The organism is Candidatus Pantoea soli (assembly GCF_007833795.1).
GTDB classification, from domain to species: Bacteria; Pseudomonadota; Gammaproteobacteria; order Enterobacterales; family Enterobacteriaceae; genus Pantoea; species Pantoea soli.
Genome location: NZ_CP032702.1, coordinates 1,599,631 through 1,614,155 on the forward strand (window position 1 = coordinate 1,599,631; position 14,525 = coordinate 1,614,155).

The following is a 14,525-nucleotide window of genomic DNA, read 5'->3' on the forward strand; positions in this document are numbered from 1 at the left end:
AGATGTGATGAGCGACCTTCCGAAATCAACTGAAGAAATCTCGGCACACGAAATTATTTCCCGCATTGGTTCTCTGACGCGTATGCTGCGTGACAGCCTGCGCGAACTGGGACTGGATCAGGCCATTGCCGAAGCGGCGGAGGCCATTCCGGATGCCCGCGATCGTCTGGATTACGTGGTACAGATGACGGCCCAGGCAGCGGAACGTGCGCTGAACTGCGTCGAAGCTGCCCAGCCACACCAGGACAAAATGGAAGCCAGCGCGAACCAGCTGAAAGGCCGCTGGGACGCATGGTTTGAAAATCCGATTGAGCTGGCGGATGCGCGCGAGTTGGTTTCGGATACGCGCGAGTTCCTGTCCGATGTGCCGTCGCATACGGCGTACACCAACAAGCAGCTGCTTGAAATCATGATGGCGCAGGATTTCCAGGACCTCACCGGTCAGGTGATCAAACGCATGATGGATGTGATCCAGGAGATCGAGCGTCAGCTGCTGATGGTACTGCTGGAAAACATGCCGGAAGCGAATGCGGCCGCGCGGAAAGATGGCAACAGCCTGCTGAACGGACCGCAGATCCATGCTAACGCACCGGGCGTGGTCTCCAGCCAGGACCAGGTGGACGACCTGCTGGACAGCCTCGGCTTTTAACCGGGCAGGCGCGCGTCGCCTGTCTGGCCGGTCTGCCGGCCGGTTTGACCGCACATACACAAGGCTGCCCATCGGGCAGCCTTTTTTTGATCATCGCGTCAGGCGGTGTGCCGCGCGCCTGCGTGCGCAAAAATGGCCGTCAGAGCAAGACATGTCCTACAGAGCCGCGCGGATGTGTTAAGGTAATTTAGTGCAGTTTTGTGAGCTACCTCTAATTCTGAACTAACCAACCTGAATGCTGTTATGTCGCCACTGTTACTGATTCGATCCACCTTACCGCTGCTGTTTGCCGTGCCTGTTGTGTTTAGCGCCATGCCGGTGCGGGCTTATACCGACACGCCGCACATTTCCGAGACGCCCTTTGCTGACGCTGCCCGTTTTCGCAAAATGGCGGACAATCTGCCCGCGCTGGGGTACCAGGATGACAGCGCCGCCTTCAGTAAAAAGCTGGCGACCATCGCCAAAAGCATCGGCGAGGCCAGCCAGAACAGCAGTGATGAGACCTCGCTGGGGCAGCAGGCGGGTATCTGGGCGTTTAACCACTTTCGCGATGAGGTAGCCAACCGGGTCGTCGATGAGGGGCAGTCGCTGCTGTCGCCTTATGGCCAGGCGCAGATTGACTTCAACGTGGACATGGACGGCAACTTCACCGGCAGCGGTGCATCGCTGCTGACGCCGTGGGTCGATCGCTATCAGTATCTGACTTTCAGCCAGGTGGGCCTGCATCAGACGGAAGACGGGCTGATTGGCAACGCCGGGCTTGGCCAGCGCTGGGTCGCCGGCAACTGGCTGCTGGGCTATAACGGCTTTGTCGATCGCATGTTCAGCAGCGGCCTGCAGCGCGCGTCGCTCGGCACCGAAGCCTGGACCGACTATCTGCGCTTTTCTGCCAATTACTACACGCCGCTCTCCGGCTGGCATAACCGCAACCCTTTCCAGCAGCAGCGCCTTGCCCGCGGCTATGATTTCACCACGCAGGGGTATTTGCCGTTTTATCGTCAGCTGGGCGTCTCGGTCAGCTGGCAGCAATATCTCGGCAACAATGTCGACCTGTTTAATTCCGGCAACCGTTATCACAACCCCTCGGCGCTGACGCTGGGGCTTTCCTATACGCCGGTGCCGCTGGTCACCGTTTCCGCCAGTCATAAAACCAGCAGCGAAGGGGAGAGTCAGGATCAGCTCGGCTTACGGCTGAATTACCGTTTTGGCGTTGCGCTGAGCCAGCAGCTGAGCCCGGATAATGTTGCCGCCACCCGCTCACTGCGCGGCAGTCGCTACGATACCGTGACGCGCAGCAGTACGCCGGTGCTGGAGTTCCGCCAGCGCAAAACCTTGTCGGTTTTTCTCGCCACGCCGCCCTGGCAGCTGAACCCGGGTGAGAGCCTGCCACTGAAGCTGCAAATCCGCAGCGCCAACCCTATCAGTAAAGTCAGCTGGCAGGGCGACACCCAGGCGCTGAGCCTGACGCCAGGGGCAAACCCGGACGATCCGCAGGGCTGGAGCATCATTATGCCGGCCTGGGACAGCTCACCCGGCGCCAGCAACCGTTACCGCCTGTCGGTGACGCTGGAAGACAGCAAGCAGAACCGCGTGACGTCGAACTGGATTACCCTGCAGCTGCAGGCGCCGGTGGCGCTCGATCAGGGCAGTACAGACCGGTTTGACGTGATGGCACCCTGAGCCTCCGCCCGATCTGCGCAGCGGCAAAAGAAAAGGGCAGCCTGCGCTGCCCTATGATTAGCCGTCTCAGCCGACACTGCCGGACGGCAATGAGGGTAGTGTGGGATCAGAACTGATACACCAGGCCAACAGCGGTGATGTCGTCGGTTTTCAGGCCAAGGGCATTATCCTCTTTGAGCAGGTTAATGCGGTATTCGCTGTACACCGACATATTTTTGTTGAAGTAGTAAGTCGCGCCCACCGAGGCATATTTAAACAGCCAGGCATCGCCTACGTTTTCCAGATCCTTGCCTTTGGACGAGACATAGCCCAGCGACGGACGGAACCCGTTCAGGAACTGATACTGCGCAACCGCTTCAAAGTTCACCGCTTTATTGGCAAACCCGGTATTGCCAACCGGCGTTGCGTTGTGTGATTCGCCATAAATAGTGGCGAGATACAGCTGGTTGGCGTCATATTTCACACCGGTTTCCCAGTGTTCCGCTTTTTCACCGCGGCCAAAGGCGGCGCGATTCTGCGCGGTTACGCGATCCAGGCTGGCATAGGCTGCGCTCAGGCTCAGGCCAAAATCGGTGTCATAGGCGGTGGAGAGGGCAAAACCGTCACCGTTTGAACGACGCACGGCAAGGTTAGAGGCAGTCGCGCTGTCAGAACGCTCGTTTTTGCCTTCATACTGTGCAGCGACGCTCCAGCCTTTCACCAGACCAAAGAAATCTTTATTACGCCAGGTCAGCACGCCGGTCGAGCGACCCGACAGGAACGCATCCACATAACCGGAATCACCGCCGAAGAACGGCAGCATATCGGTGTAGCCCAGCACGTCATAGATCAGCCCGTAGTTACGGCCATAATCCACCGATCCAAACTGACCGAATTTCAGGCCGGCATAGCCGAGGCGGGTTTTATTTCCGGCCTGAGCGTCTGCGCCTTCCGAGTTACGCAGGCTGAACTGAGATTGCCAGAAACCATAACCGGTCAGCTGGTCGTTAATTTTGGTTTCGCCTTTGAAACCCAGACGCGTATAAGACGAGGTATCACCGTCGTTGCTGCTGTCGTTGGAAAACAGGTGTGACACGTTGATTTTGCCAACCAGATCCAGCTTATTGCCATCTTTATTGTAGATTTCGGCGGCCTGAGCCGTTGAAAGTCCCAGCAGTAAAGGCATCACTGCTGCCAGTAACGAGCGCTTCATCATTGATTATTTTACCCTGTCATTTTTTTAATTTATTTCCCCGGCAGGCGGGGTGAAAAGAAAATGACACAAAAGGGTAATAATCTATAGTGCAATAGTTGTAACCAGATATTTCCTGTTGATATTTTGTGCTTTTTTTAAGCTGGTAATTCAAATTTACCGCAGCGTAATCAGTATTTATTATTATCAAATGGTTATTTTATAAACAGATTAAAATATATAATTTATTGTTTTTATTGAATTTTTGTTTATTTTGCTCCTGATGTTTATTCAGTTTCCTTTTTGTCGCGTTATTGCATAAGGCTATGCAATAAAGTTCCATGTGATTATATTTTAAGTGCGCTAATAATTAGCAGGTTAACAAACTAATCCGCCCGCTCTGTCAGATTATTTCCGTGGCGATAATAACCTTCGTCATTTTCAGCATGATGAAGGTAAATCATGGCAGGGTTAAAAAAGTCGGGTGTTAATTCAGTGTTAACGCATAACGGCACAATACAATCTTCAGTACCGCGCGAAGAGGCCGGGCTGTGCACTGGCACAGTGCACAGCGCCCTGTCACAGCGTACTCTGCGCGTCATTTTGGCAAAATATGTGTTGTGCGATCACAAAAGCAACATTTCGTTTCGCCACTGCATAATTCTGCGTAATTAATCTCTGCCATCGGCCTGCATCAGACATTTATTCACTTTTTATGCATTTAAAGTGAATAATAACAAGTTGTAACCCATTGATATTACGTTGTTGCCCGGCTTTTATGCACTTTCTCCTCTGGCTGGCACGGTTACTGCACTTTATAGTCGGGCTGCAACTTACCTCAATTTAACAATTTTAAAACAAAAGCTTCACCGCGGTGAGGCAGGAGAAAGGGCTATGTCACTGCAGGTTACACGTCACGATTTTGATCAATGGATGATGCCGGTTTATGCCCCTGCGGCTTTTGTGCCGGTGCGTGCTGAAGGGTCCACGTTATGGGATCAACAGGGAAAAATGTACATTGACTTCGCCGGTGGCATTGCCGTTAACGCGCTGGGCCATGCGCATCCTGCCTTGCAACAGGCGCTGACAGACCAGGCCGCAAAGCTGTGGCATACCGGCAACGGCTACACCAATGAGCCGATTCTGCGCCTTGCCAGGCAACTGATTGACGCCACCTTTGCTGACCGGGTGTTTTTCTGTAACTCCGGGGCGGAAGCGAATGAAGCCGCGCTGAAGCTGGCGCGCAAAGTGGCGCACGATCGTTTTGGTGCCGGTAAAGAGGGCATCGTGGCGTTTACCAACGCCTTCCACGGCCGTACGCTGTTCACCGTGTCAGCCGGCGGTCAGCCTGCCTACTCGCGTGATTTTGCGCCGCTGCCGCCCGCGATTCAGCACGCCGCCTTTAACGATCTTGCCTCCGCCGCCGCGCTGATCAATGACACGACCTGTGCGGTGATCGTCGAGCCGATTCAGGGCGAGGGCGGCGTACTGCCGGCCGATCCCGCCTTCCTGCGCGGCCTGCGTGAGCTGTGTGACAAACACCAGGCGCTGCTGATTTTTGATGAAGTGCAAAGCGGTGTGGGCCGTACCGGTTCGCTGTATGCCTATATGCATTATGGCGTCACGCCGGATGTGCTGAGCACCGCCAAAGCCCTGGGTGGCGGCTTCCCGATTGGTGCCATGCTGACGCGCGAAGATCTGGCGCAGGTGATGGGCCCGGGCACGCACGGCACCACCTATGGCGGTAACCCGCTGGCGGGCGCAGTGGCCGGTAAAGTCATGGAGCTGATCAATCAGCCGGCGTTCCTGCAGGGCGTGAGCGAACGCCATCAGTGGTTCGTTGAGGCGCTGCAGCAGATTAATCAGCGGCTGCCGGTATTTAAAGAAATTCGCGGCCTCGGGCTGCTGATTGGCGCGGTGCTGAATGAAGATTTCGCTGGCAAAGCCAAACAGTTCAACCTCACCGCAGCCGAAGAAGGCGTGATGGTGCTGATTGCCGGCGCTAACGTCGTGCGCTTTGCGCCCGCGCTCAATATCAGCGAGCAGGAAGTCAAAGAGGGCCTGGCGCGGTTTGAGCGGGCCTGCGAACGCGTGCTCAAAGGAGCCACATCATGATGGTGATTCGCCCCGTCGAACGTGACGATCTGGCACAGCTGATGGCGCTGGCGGGTAAAACCGGCGGCGGCCTGACGTCGCTGCCCGCCGACAGCGAGACGCTGAAAGCGCGCATTGAGCGCGCTATCGCGACCTGGCAGGACGCGCTGCCGCGTGCAGAGCAGGGGTATGTGTTTGTGCTGGCAGACAGCGCCGACAATCGTGCAGTGGGCATCTGCGCCATTGAAGTGGCGGTCGGGCTGCAGGACCCGTGGTACAACTTTCGCGTTGGCACCCAGGTTCATGCCTCAAAAGAGCTGAACGTCTATGCCAGCCTGCCTACGCTGTCGCTCAGTAACGATCACACCGGCAGCAGCGAGCTCTGTACCTTATTCCTCGACCCCGATTACCGCGACGGTAAAAACGGACATCTGCTGTCCAAATCGCGCTTTCTGTTTATGGCCAATTTCCGCGAGCGCTTTACGCAGCACGTGGTGGCGGAAATGCGCGGCGTCAGTGATGAAAACGGCCATTCGCCGTTCTGGGATAGCGTGGGCAGCCACTTCTTTTCCATGGCGTTTCGCCAGGCCGATTTTCTCAGCGGCACCGGCCAGAAAGCCTTTATCGCTGAACTGATGCCCAAGCATCCGCTGTATATCCATTATCTGTCGGAAGCCGCACAGAAGGTGATTGGCGAGGTGCACCCGAAAACCGTGCCGGCGCGGGCGGTGCTGGAGGCCGAAGGGTTCCGCTATCAGAATTACGTCGATATTTTCGACGGCGGACCGACGCTGGAGTGCGAGATTGACCGCATCCGCGCCATCCGCAAAAGCCGGGTGCTGCAGGCGGTGGCCGGGGAGGCAGATGCGCACTGGCCCCTGTGTCTGGTGGCAAACTGCGACTACCACCGCTTCCGCGTCACGCTGCTGCCGGTGGACATGGCGTCGGGTGACGTCCGGATGAACGAGAGCCAGCGCGCCGCGCTGTGCTGTGAATATGGCGACGCACTGCGTGTGGTAACGCTGTGCCGCGAGGAGAAACAAGCATGACGCATTTTATTAACGGGCAGTGGCAGCCCGGTGGCGCAGACGCCTTCAGCAAACATAATCCGGTCAGCGGCGAGATGCTGTGGCAGGGCAACGCCGCGGCGCCCGCTCAGGTGGCCGCCGCCTGTGAAGCGGCGCGTGCGGCCTTTCCGGGCTGGGCACGCCAGCCTTTCGCCGCGCGTCAGGCACAGGTAGAGGCATTCGCCCGCCTGCTGGAGAGCAATAAAACGGCGCTGGCCGATATCATCGCACGGGAGACCGGTAAGCCGCGCTGGGAAACGCTGACGGAAATCCAGGCGATGATAAATAAGGTGGCGATTTCGGTGAAGGCGTATCACGCGCGCACCGGCGAGCAGGCGGAAGGGGAGAGTTCGCTGCGCCATCGCCCGCATGGCGTGCTGGCGGTCTTTGGCCCGTATAACTTCCCGGGGCATTTACCGAATGGCCACATTGTTCCGGCGCTGCTGGCAGGCAACTGCGTGGTGTTTAAACCCAGTGAACTGACGCCGCTGACCGCAGAAAAAATCGTCCAGCTGTGGCAGCAGGCCGGACTGCCGGCAGGCGTGCTGTCGCTGGTGCAGGGCGGGCGCGAAACCGGACAGGCGCTGGCGCAGGAAAACCAGATTGATGGCCTGCTGTTTACCGGCAGCGCCGCCACCGGCTATCACCTGCATCGTCAGTTTGCCGGGCAGCCAGAGAAGATGCTGGCGCTGGAGATGGGCGGCAACAACGCGCTGATCGTCGAGGACCCGGCAGACATAGATGGCGCGGTACACATTGCCATTCAGTCAGCCTTTATTACCGCCGGACAGCGCTGCACCTGTGCACGTCGCCTGCTGGTTAAACGCGGCGCGGCGGGCGATGCCTTTCTGCAGCGGCTGGTGGCGGTCAGCGCGCGTCTGCAACCCGCCGCCTGGGATGCCGAACCGCAGCCGTTTATGGGCAGCGTGATTTCTCCGGCGGCGGCCGGGCAGATCTACAGCGCCTGGCAGCAGCGTATCGCGCTGGGGGGCAGAGTACTGCTGGAGATGCAGTGGCCGGATCGCGAAAGCGCCATTCTGACGCCCGGCATTATCGACATGACGGCGGTGGCCGCCCTGCCGGATGAAGAGGTTTTTGGTCCGCTGCTGCAGGTGATCCGCTACGACAGCTATCAGCAGGCCATCCATCTGGCCAACCACACCCGCTATGGCTTGTCGTGCGGGCTCATTTCACCGCAGCGGGAGCAGTTTGATCAGCTGCTGCTGGAGGCGCGTGCCGGCATCGTTAACTGGAACAAACCGCTGACCGGTGCCGCCAGCACCGCGCCTTTTGGCGGCATCGGTGCCTCCGGCAACCACCGCGCCAGCGCCTGGTATGCCGCAGATTACTGCGCCTGGCCTATGGCCTCGCTGGAGAGCCCGAGCCTGACGCTGCCAGGCAGCCTGTCACCGGGACTGGATTTCTCAACTGACGGAGCCACATCATGATAGCGCGGGAAGCGAATTTCGACGGCCTGGTGGGCCTGACGCACCACTATGCCGGGCTGTCGTTCGGGAATGAAGCCTCAACCCGCAACCAGCTGCAGCCTTCCAATCCGCGGCTGGCGGCAAAACAGGGGCTGCTGAAGATGAAAGCGCTGGCGGATATGGGCTATGTGCAGGGGGTGATCCCGCCGCATGAGCGTCCCAATCTGCCGCTGCTGCGTCAGCTCGGCTTCAGCGGCAGCGATGAACAGGTGCTGGCGCGGGCAGCGCAGCAGGCGCCGCAGCTGCTCTCGGCGGCCAGCTCTGCCTCGGCGATGTGGGTGGCGAATGCGGCCACCGTCTCACCGTCCGCCGACAGCGCCGACGGGCGGGTACACTTCACCGTCGCCAACCTGAATAACAAATTTCACCGCGCGATCGAGGCACCGGAAACGGCCGATTTGCTGCGCGCCATTTTCCGCGATCCGCAGCACTTCAGCGTGCATGATGCCCTGCCGCCGGTGGCGCTGTTTGGTGACGAAGGCGCAGCGAATCACAACCGCTTCGGAGCAAACTATGGTGATGCGGGCGTGCAGCTGTTTGTCTATGGCCGGGAAGGGCAGCCACACGGCGTGGCGCCGTCGCGTTATCCGGCACGCCAGACGCGCGAAGCCAGTGAAGCGGTGGCGCGCCTGCATCAGCTGGACAGCGCGCGTACGCTGTTTGCGCAGCAGAATCCGGCGGTTATCGATCAGGGGGTGTTTCACAATGATGTGATTGCGGTCAGCAACCAGCAGCTCTTTTTCTGCCATGAACAGGCATTTGTGGATCAGCCCCGGCTGTTGCAGCAGCTGGCACAGCGGGTGGCGGGCTTTGAAGCCATCGTGGTGCCTGCCGATCGCGTTTCCGTGGCAGATGCCGTACAGACTTACCTGTTTAACAGCCAGCTGCTGCAGCATCCGGCGGGTGGCATGCTGCTGGTGCTGCCGGAGGAGTCGCGGCAGCATGCCGGCGTCTGGCGCTATCTGACGGAACAGGTGGAGCGCGGCGGGCTGCTGCGTGAACTGCGCGTGTTCGACCTGCGCGAAAGTATGTGCAACGGTGGCGGTCCCGCCTGCCTGCGCCTGCGCGTGGTGCTGACGGAGGCCGAACGTCAGGCGCTGAATCCGGCGGTATTAATGAACGATCGCCTGTTTGCTACCCTTAATGACTGGGTGGATCGCCACTATCGCGATCGCCTGACACAGGCGGATCTGGCCGATCCGCATTTACTGCGGGAAGGACGTGAGGCGCTGGATGAGCTGACCCGGCTGCTGGATTTAGGCAGCGTCTACGCGTTTCAGCGTTAATGTCGGGGCGGCGGGGCCGCCCCGGACAGAGAGGAGCAGACATGCAGGATTTTTTACAGCAGACGCTGTCAGGCCAGCCGCCGGCGCAGCGTCAGGGCAGTAACGCCCATCTCAGCTGGCAGTGGCATGATGAGGGTATTCTGTCGCTGACGCCGGTTCAGCCGGCGCAGCAGGCGCTGGTGTTGTCGGCCGGTATCCACGGCAACGAAACGGCGCCGGTTGAAATGCTTAACCTGTTGCTGTCGCCGCTGTTGCGCGGAGAAAAGCCGCTGGCGGTGCGGCTGCTGGTTATCCTGGGTAATCCGGCGGCGCTGCGCAGCGGCAAACGCTATCAGCAGTATGATATCAACCGTCTGTTTGGCGGACGCTGGCAGCAGGTGGCCGATGTGCCGGAAGCGCAGCGGGCGCTGCGGCTGGAACAGGCGCTGGAGAACTTCTGGCGCGCGTGCCGCGAGCGCGAAATCCGCTGGCACCTTGATTTACATACCGCGATTCGCGGTTCGTACCATACGCGCTTCGGCGTTCTGCCGCTGAATACCCGGCCGTGGCCAGCGGCCTTTCTGCACTGGCTGGCGGCGGCAAAGCTGGAGGCGCTGGTGTTTCACCGGGCGCCGGGCGGGACGTTTACCCACTACAGCTGTGAACACCATGATGCCGCGAGCTGCACGCTGGAGCTGGGCAAAGCGCTGCCGTTTGGCCGCAACGATCTCAGTCAGTTTCACGGCGCGCAGCAGGCGCTGGCCGCATTACTCTATGGTGAAACGCTGTCCGCGGTGCAGGCGCGGCCGCGCCACTATCACGTGACGCAGCAAATCACCCGGCACGGCGAAGAGTTTGTGCTGCACATGGGGCCGGAAACCCTGAACTTTACGGCGTTCCCGCAGGGCACGCTGCTGGCGGAAGAGGGGGAAACCCGCTATTACGTGCAGCAGGCACGCGAGTACGTGCTTTTCCCGAATCCGCAGGTAGCGCCTGGTTTGCGTGCCGGCCTGATGCTGGTGGAGGAGACGGCGCAGCAGGGTTCACGGGTTGCGTCACCAGCAGAGTGAGCCCCGCGGCGGGCAACGGCGCTGGTCCGTTGCCCCGGCCTCAGTCGCACACTTTTTCCTTCCGCAATGGCAGCAAAATCATTACACTCCTCCGTAATACCTGCATTATTCCCTTGATTGTCATACTCTTTTGCAATTCCTCACGCATTTCTTCGCAATCTCTTCATGATTGCCCGATTTTTGTCTTCTATGCTTTCAGGGCTTTACTCAGCCTCTGAGTAGTTGACGTTCAGCGTCGTATGCTTGTTTCCGAAGACGCGACACAGGCTGTCGTCATGAAACTGAAAAGTAAGGACAATATTATGCGTAAACTGACTTCCCTTTTTCTGGCTACCACCATGGCACTGGGTGCCGCCAATATCGTCCACGCGGCTGCTGATAACCTGACGCCACCCCCGGCGGGCACAGAGAAGCCGATGCACAAACCTATGCACCCGCACGGCATGGAAATGATGTTCAAAGATCTGAACCTGACCGATGCGCAGAAAACCCAAATCCGGACCATCCTGCGTGACAGCCACAAAGAGATGAAGCGTCCATCGCTGGAAGAGCGCCGCGCTAACCACAGCATTATCGCTGCTGACACTTTCGACCGTGCAAAAGCGGAAGCCCAGGCGGAGAAAATGACGGCAAATGCGAAGGAAAATGCGGTGCAGATGATGGAAACGCAGAACAAAATCTACAACGTGCTGACGCCGGAGCAGAAAAAGCAGTACAACGCTAACTTTGAGAAACGCCTGACGGAAAAGGGCCCGCAGGACGGTAAAATGCCGCCTCCGCCCGCTGAAGGCGAATAAGTCACCCGGTTAACCGGTCAGAAACCGCCGACGTTGTCCATAACAGCAGGATCGCTATGGGCAGCGTCGGCGGTTTTGCATTACAGCTCAATCAGGGGAAAGACACCGGAGAGTAACGGACGGCAGAGAATTTTATAGCCGTCGTGATCAAACCCATGACGCGCGCGCTGCAGCGCACGCGCTTCCGCTTCCGTACTCACCGACCCCAGCCAGAACCAGTGATCGATGACGTGGATCTGCGTCATTTCTGCCCCGGTTTCCACCATGCCGACCGGCCCCTGCCAGGGCCAGCATACCACGCGCAGCCTTTCCAGCCCGTCCCGCAACCGCTGCTGATGATCCGCAACCGGTTCATTGCCGCAGCACGCCCCGGCACAGCGCTTCAGCGCCGCACGGAAACAGCCGCGCCCCGGACGCAGGCTTTCCAGCCCCAGCAGGCCGTGACACAGACGCAGCTCGTCGGCCAGGCTCTTCAGCTTTTCCAGCGCCGCAAAGCGGCTGCGAAACAGGCCGTAGAGATCGGGCGAAGAAGAGAAATCCACATCGCGCGCGTACACCACCTGCGGTGCGCCTTCGCCCAGCTGCAGCGAACAGAGCTGGCGGTTTTTGCGCAGGCGCTTGTTGAATAACGGCTGCTGGGTTTTGATCATCTGCGCTTCCAGCAGCTGCGCGCCGACATCTCCGGCGGTCGGGATCCAGCTGACGCGCCGCGCCTGGCGCAGCATGCTGGCTTCATCCGGCGTGCGGAAATGTGCCATCACCCGGCTGCGCAGGTTGATGCTCTTGCCAATGTAGAGCGGCAGATTGTCACTTTCGCCGTGAAAGGTATACACACCGGGCTGATTGGGTAACCCTTCCAGCCACTGGCGTAAATGTTCAGGATATTGATAGATGGCCGCCGCATCGAATTCGAGGCGATGGCTGTGCGCTCGTCTGACCAAAGAATGCTCCGCTTACTGGTTGTGCATACAGTATATCAGCGCGGATATTTTCTCGCCAGTGGGCAGGGTTTCCCGCCAGGAGGCGGGAAACCGGCAGGAATTACTTTTTCCAGAAGTCGTCAAACACGGTGATCGGCGGACGCCGTTTGTGTTCCGTTTTGGTGTACCAGTTCTCAATGGTTTTAGCCGCCGCGGCATCAATGGTTTTCCCCTCAAGGAAATCATCAATTTGCTGGTAGGTTACCCCCAGCGCCACTTCATCCTGCAGGCCCGGACGGTCGTCTTCCAGATCGGCGGTAGGGTGCTTGAGATAAAGATGCTCCGGGCAGCCCAGCGCCTTCAGCAGCTGTTTACCCTGGCCTTTATTCAGCCGGAAAATCGGGTTGATATCGCTGCCGCCGTCGCCGTATTTGGTGTAGAAACCGGTGACGGCCTCAGCGGCATGGTCGGTTCCCACCACCACACCTTTCGTCATGCCGGCAATGCTGTACTGCGCCTTCATGCGCTCGCGCGCTTTTTCGTTGCCGCGCACAAAATCGGATAGCGTAATGCCGGCCTCTTTCAGCGCCCGCTCGCTGGCCAGCACCGCCTCTTTGATGTTCACCACCAGCGTGCGGTCGGGCTGGATAAAGGCCAGGGCATCCTGACAGTCCTGCTCATCCGCCTGTACCCCGTAAGGCAGCCGCACGGCGATAAACGCATAGTCGTTGTCGCCGCTCTCTTCACGCAGCTCGCTGATCGCCATCTGCGACAGTTTGCCGGTTAGCGTGGAGTCCTGCCCACCGCTGATGCCCAGCACCAGCGTTTTCAGAGACGGATGCGCTTTCAGGTAAGACTTGAGGAAATCGACGCTGACGCGGATCTCCTGCTGCGGGTCAATAACCGGTTTAACACCAAGGGCTTCAATGATTTCCTGCTGCAATGACATGAACCTCTCCTCAAATCAGTCGCCTGACGGCATGATGCGAACCTCTGCTAAAGCTAACGTCTCTGCCGCCAAACAACAAGCCGAACGGTAAAGGCTGCCGCTTATCTGCCGGTAAATCAGGCACCTTTGGGTTTCTGTGCCAGCAGCAGAAACATCAGGATCGCCAGCATAAAGCAGCCAAAAATGGTGGCGGTCATGCTGATGACGGAGGTGCCGCCCAGCCCGGTGACCGGCACGCTAATGGCACCGAGCGAGAACATGGTCACGCCAATTACCGCTGAGGCGCTGCCGGCGCGATGTCCCTGGCTCTGCATTGCCAGGGAAGACGCCGTGGTAGCAATCACGCCATTGCTGGCAATGGTAAAGAACAGCGCCACCAGCACCAGCGGCAGCGCGGCCCCGGTTATGCCCGCCAGCAGCAGACTGCCGGAGGCGATAAACGCCAGCGTCAGCCCGCCTTTCAGCACGCGATATTCCCCCCACAGCGGACAGAGGCGCGCGCTGGTTTGCGAAGCCAGAATCAGGCCAAAGCCATTGGCGGCAAAACAGAAGCTGAATGCCTGTGGCGACAGGCCGTAAATCTGCTGCAGCACAAAGGGCGAGGCGCCGATATAGGCGAACATGCCCGACATCATAAAGCCCTGCGTCAGACAGAAGCCCATAAACGGGCGATAGGTGATGACCTGGCCCAGCGCGCCCCAGGCAGAGAACAGCGAACCCTGGCTGCGCCGTTCCGCCGGCAAGGTTTCGTGCAGTTTCCAGCGCGCCAGAAAAATCAGCAGCAGAGCAATCACGCCCAGCACCACAAAAATACCGCGCCAGTTCATAACGGTCATCAGTACGCCTCCCAGCACCGGCGCACCAATCGGTGCCAGACCGTTAACCAGCATCAGCAGGGCGAAGAAGCGCGTCAGTTCGTGGCCGCTGTACATGTCGCGTGCGATGGCGCGGGACAGCACCGCACCGCCTGCGCCGGCCAGTCCTTCAAACAGACGCGCCGCCAGCAGGGTGTGCATATCTTTCGCCAGCGCACAGCCCAGTGAGGCGATAAACAGCATTGCCAGCGAGAGCAGCAGCGGGCGGATGCGGCCGTATTTGTCACTCATCGGCCCGAACAGTAACTGGCCGGCACCCAGTCCAAGCAGACCGGCGGTGAGGCTCAGCTGTGCCGTGGCGGTTTCAGTGTGCAGATCGCGCGCCAGCGTGGGCAGGGCGGGCAGGTAGAGGTCGATACAGAGTGGCCCGAGCGCGGCCAGCAGGCCGAGCGTAATGGCGTAAACCAGGCGGTTTGAATGTACAGGTGTCATTGATCCTCACGCGGATGACGTGGCTAAGATGTATTTTCAGCCGGGATTATACGGACCGGTGCACGCTGA

General features: G+C 59.1%; 12 protein-coding genes. 8 read left to right on the top strand and 4 right to left on the bottom strand.

Going from position 1 to position 14,525, the window contains the following annotated elements:
• Positions 1–7 precede the first annotated feature (7 nt).
• Complete coding sequence (cheZ, locus tag D8B20_RS07450; RefSeq protein ID WP_145888275.1) at positions 8–649, top strand: protein phosphatase CheZ; 642 nt, start codon at positions 8–10, stop codon at positions 647–649.
• A gap of 312 nt (positions 650–961) precedes the next feature.
• The gene (locus D8B20_RS07455; RefSeq protein ID WP_261388089.1) at positions 962–2,329 is read left to right on the top strand and encodes a YchO/YchP family invasin; all 1,368 of its coding nucleotides are present in this window, start codon (positions 962–964) and stop codon (positions 2,327–2,329) included.
• Between the two features lie 106 nt (positions 2,330–2,435).
• Here D8B20_RS07455 and D8B20_RS07460 read toward each other — a convergent pair whose 3' ends face one another.
• Positions 2,436–3,524, bottom strand: a complete 1,089-nt coding sequence (locus D8B20_RS07460) for a porin (protein ID WP_145888277.1) — start codon at positions 3,522–3,524, stop codon at positions 2,436–2,438.
• 870 nt (positions 3,525–4,394) lie between these two features.
• Here D8B20_RS07460 and D8B20_RS07465 point away from each other — a divergent pair.
• The 6 genes from D8B20_RS07465 (at position 4,395) to spy (ending at position 11,280) form a co-directional block, all read left to right on the top strand.
• Positions 4,395–5,615: an aspartate aminotransferase family protein gene (locus D8B20_RS07465; protein ID WP_145888278.1), complete on the top strand. Its 1,221-nt coding sequence runs from the start codon at positions 4,395–4,397 to the stop codon at positions 5,613–5,615.
• Positions 5,612–6,643, top strand: coding sequence for an arginine N-succinyltransferase (gene astA, locus D8B20_RS07470; RefSeq protein ID WP_145888279.1), 1,032 nt, complete (start codon positions 5,612–5,614; stop codon positions 6,641–6,643). Before D8B20_RS07465 ends, astA begins: the two co-directional genes overlap by 4 nt.
• Positions 6,640–8,109, top strand: a complete 1,470-nt coding sequence (gene astD, locus D8B20_RS07475) for a succinylglutamate-semialdehyde dehydrogenase (RefSeq protein ID WP_145888280.1) — start codon at positions 6,640–6,642, stop codon at positions 8,107–8,109. The genes astA and astD overlap by 4 nt, the downstream gene beginning before the upstream one ends.
• Positions 8,106–9,434: an N-succinylarginine dihydrolase gene (gene astB / locus D8B20_RS07480; protein WP_145888281.1), complete on the top strand. Its 1,329-nt coding sequence runs from the start codon at positions 8,106–8,108 to the stop codon at positions 9,432–9,434. Before astD ends, astB begins: the two co-directional genes overlap by 4 nt.
• Before the next feature lie 41 nt (positions 9,435–9,475).
• Complete coding sequence (gene astE, locus D8B20_RS07485; RefSeq protein ID WP_145888282.1) at positions 9,476–10,483, top strand: succinylglutamate desuccinylase; 1,008 nt, start codon at positions 9,476–9,478, stop codon at positions 10,481–10,483.
• Positions 10,484–10,785: 302 nt separating this feature from the next.
• The gene (spy, locus tag D8B20_RS07490; RefSeq protein ID WP_145888283.1) at positions 10,786–11,280 is read left to right on the top strand and encodes an ATP-independent periplasmic protein-refolding chaperone Spy; all 495 of its coding nucleotides are present in this window, start codon (positions 10,786–10,788) and stop codon (positions 11,278–11,280) included.
• 80 nt (positions 11,281–11,360) lie between these two features.
• Here spy and cho read toward each other — a convergent pair whose 3' ends face one another.
• The 3 genes from cho to D8B20_RS07505 form a co-directional block, all read right to left on the bottom strand.
• Positions 11,361–12,221 (bottom strand): excinuclease Cho, encoded by an 861-nt coding sequence (cho, locus tag D8B20_RS07495; protein ID WP_145888284.1) that lies wholly within the window; start codon positions 12,219–12,221, stop codon positions 11,361–11,363.
• 100 nt (positions 12,222–12,321) lie between these two features.
• Entirely contained in the window at positions 12,322–13,149 is an 828-nt protein-coding gene (nadE, locus tag D8B20_RS07500) for an NAD(+) synthase (protein ID WP_145888285.1), read from the bottom strand.
• 116 nt (positions 13,150–13,265) lie between these two features.
• On the bottom strand, positions 13,266–14,456 hold the full coding sequence (locus D8B20_RS07505) for a multidrug effflux MFS transporter (protein WP_145888286.1): 1,191 nt from the start codon (positions 14,454–14,456) through the stop codon (positions 13,266–13,268).
• Positions 14,457–14,525: the final 69 nt, after the last annotated feature.

Excerpts from the sequence above, each read along its gene's own strand:
- cheZ (WP_145888275.1), top strand. The coding sequence starts at position 8 with ATGAGCGACCTTCCGAAATCAACTGAAGAAATCTCGGCACACGAAATT.
- D8B20_RS07455 (WP_261388089.1), top strand. The coding sequence starts at position 962 with ATGCCGGTGCGGGCTTATACCGACACGCCGCACATTTCCGAGACGCCC.
- D8B20_RS07460 (WP_145888277.1), bottom strand. The coding sequence starts at position 3,524 with ATGATGAAGCGCTCGTTACTGGCAGCAGTGATGCCTTTACTGCTGGGA.
- D8B20_RS07465 (WP_145888278.1), top strand. The coding sequence starts at position 4,395 with ATGTCACTGCAGGTTACACGTCACGATTTTGATCAATGGATGATGCCG.
- astA (WP_145888279.1), top strand. The coding sequence starts at position 5,612 with ATGATGGTGATTCGCCCCGTCGAACGTGACGATCTGGCACAGCTGATG.
- astD (WP_145888280.1), top strand. The coding sequence starts at position 6,640 with ATGACGCATTTTATTAACGGGCAGTGGCAGCCCGGTGGCGCAGACGCC.
- astB (WP_145888281.1), top strand. The coding sequence starts at position 8,106 with ATGATAGCGCGGGAAGCGAATTTCGACGGCCTGGTGGGCCTGACGCAC.
- astE (WP_145888282.1), top strand. The coding sequence starts at position 9,476 with ATGCAGGATTTTTTACAGCAGACGCTGTCAGGCCAGCCGCCGGCGCAG.
- spy (WP_145888283.1), top strand. The coding sequence starts at position 10,786 with ATGCGTAAACTGACTTCCCTTTTTCTGGCTACCACCATGGCACTGGGT.
- nadE (WP_145888285.1), bottom strand. The coding sequence starts at position 13,149 with ATGTCATTGCAGCAGGAAATCATTGAAGCCCTTGGTGTTAAACCGGTT.
- D8B20_RS07505 (WP_145888286.1), bottom strand. The coding sequence starts at position 14,456 with ATGACACCTGTACATTCAAACCGCCTGGTTTACGCCATTACGCTCGGC.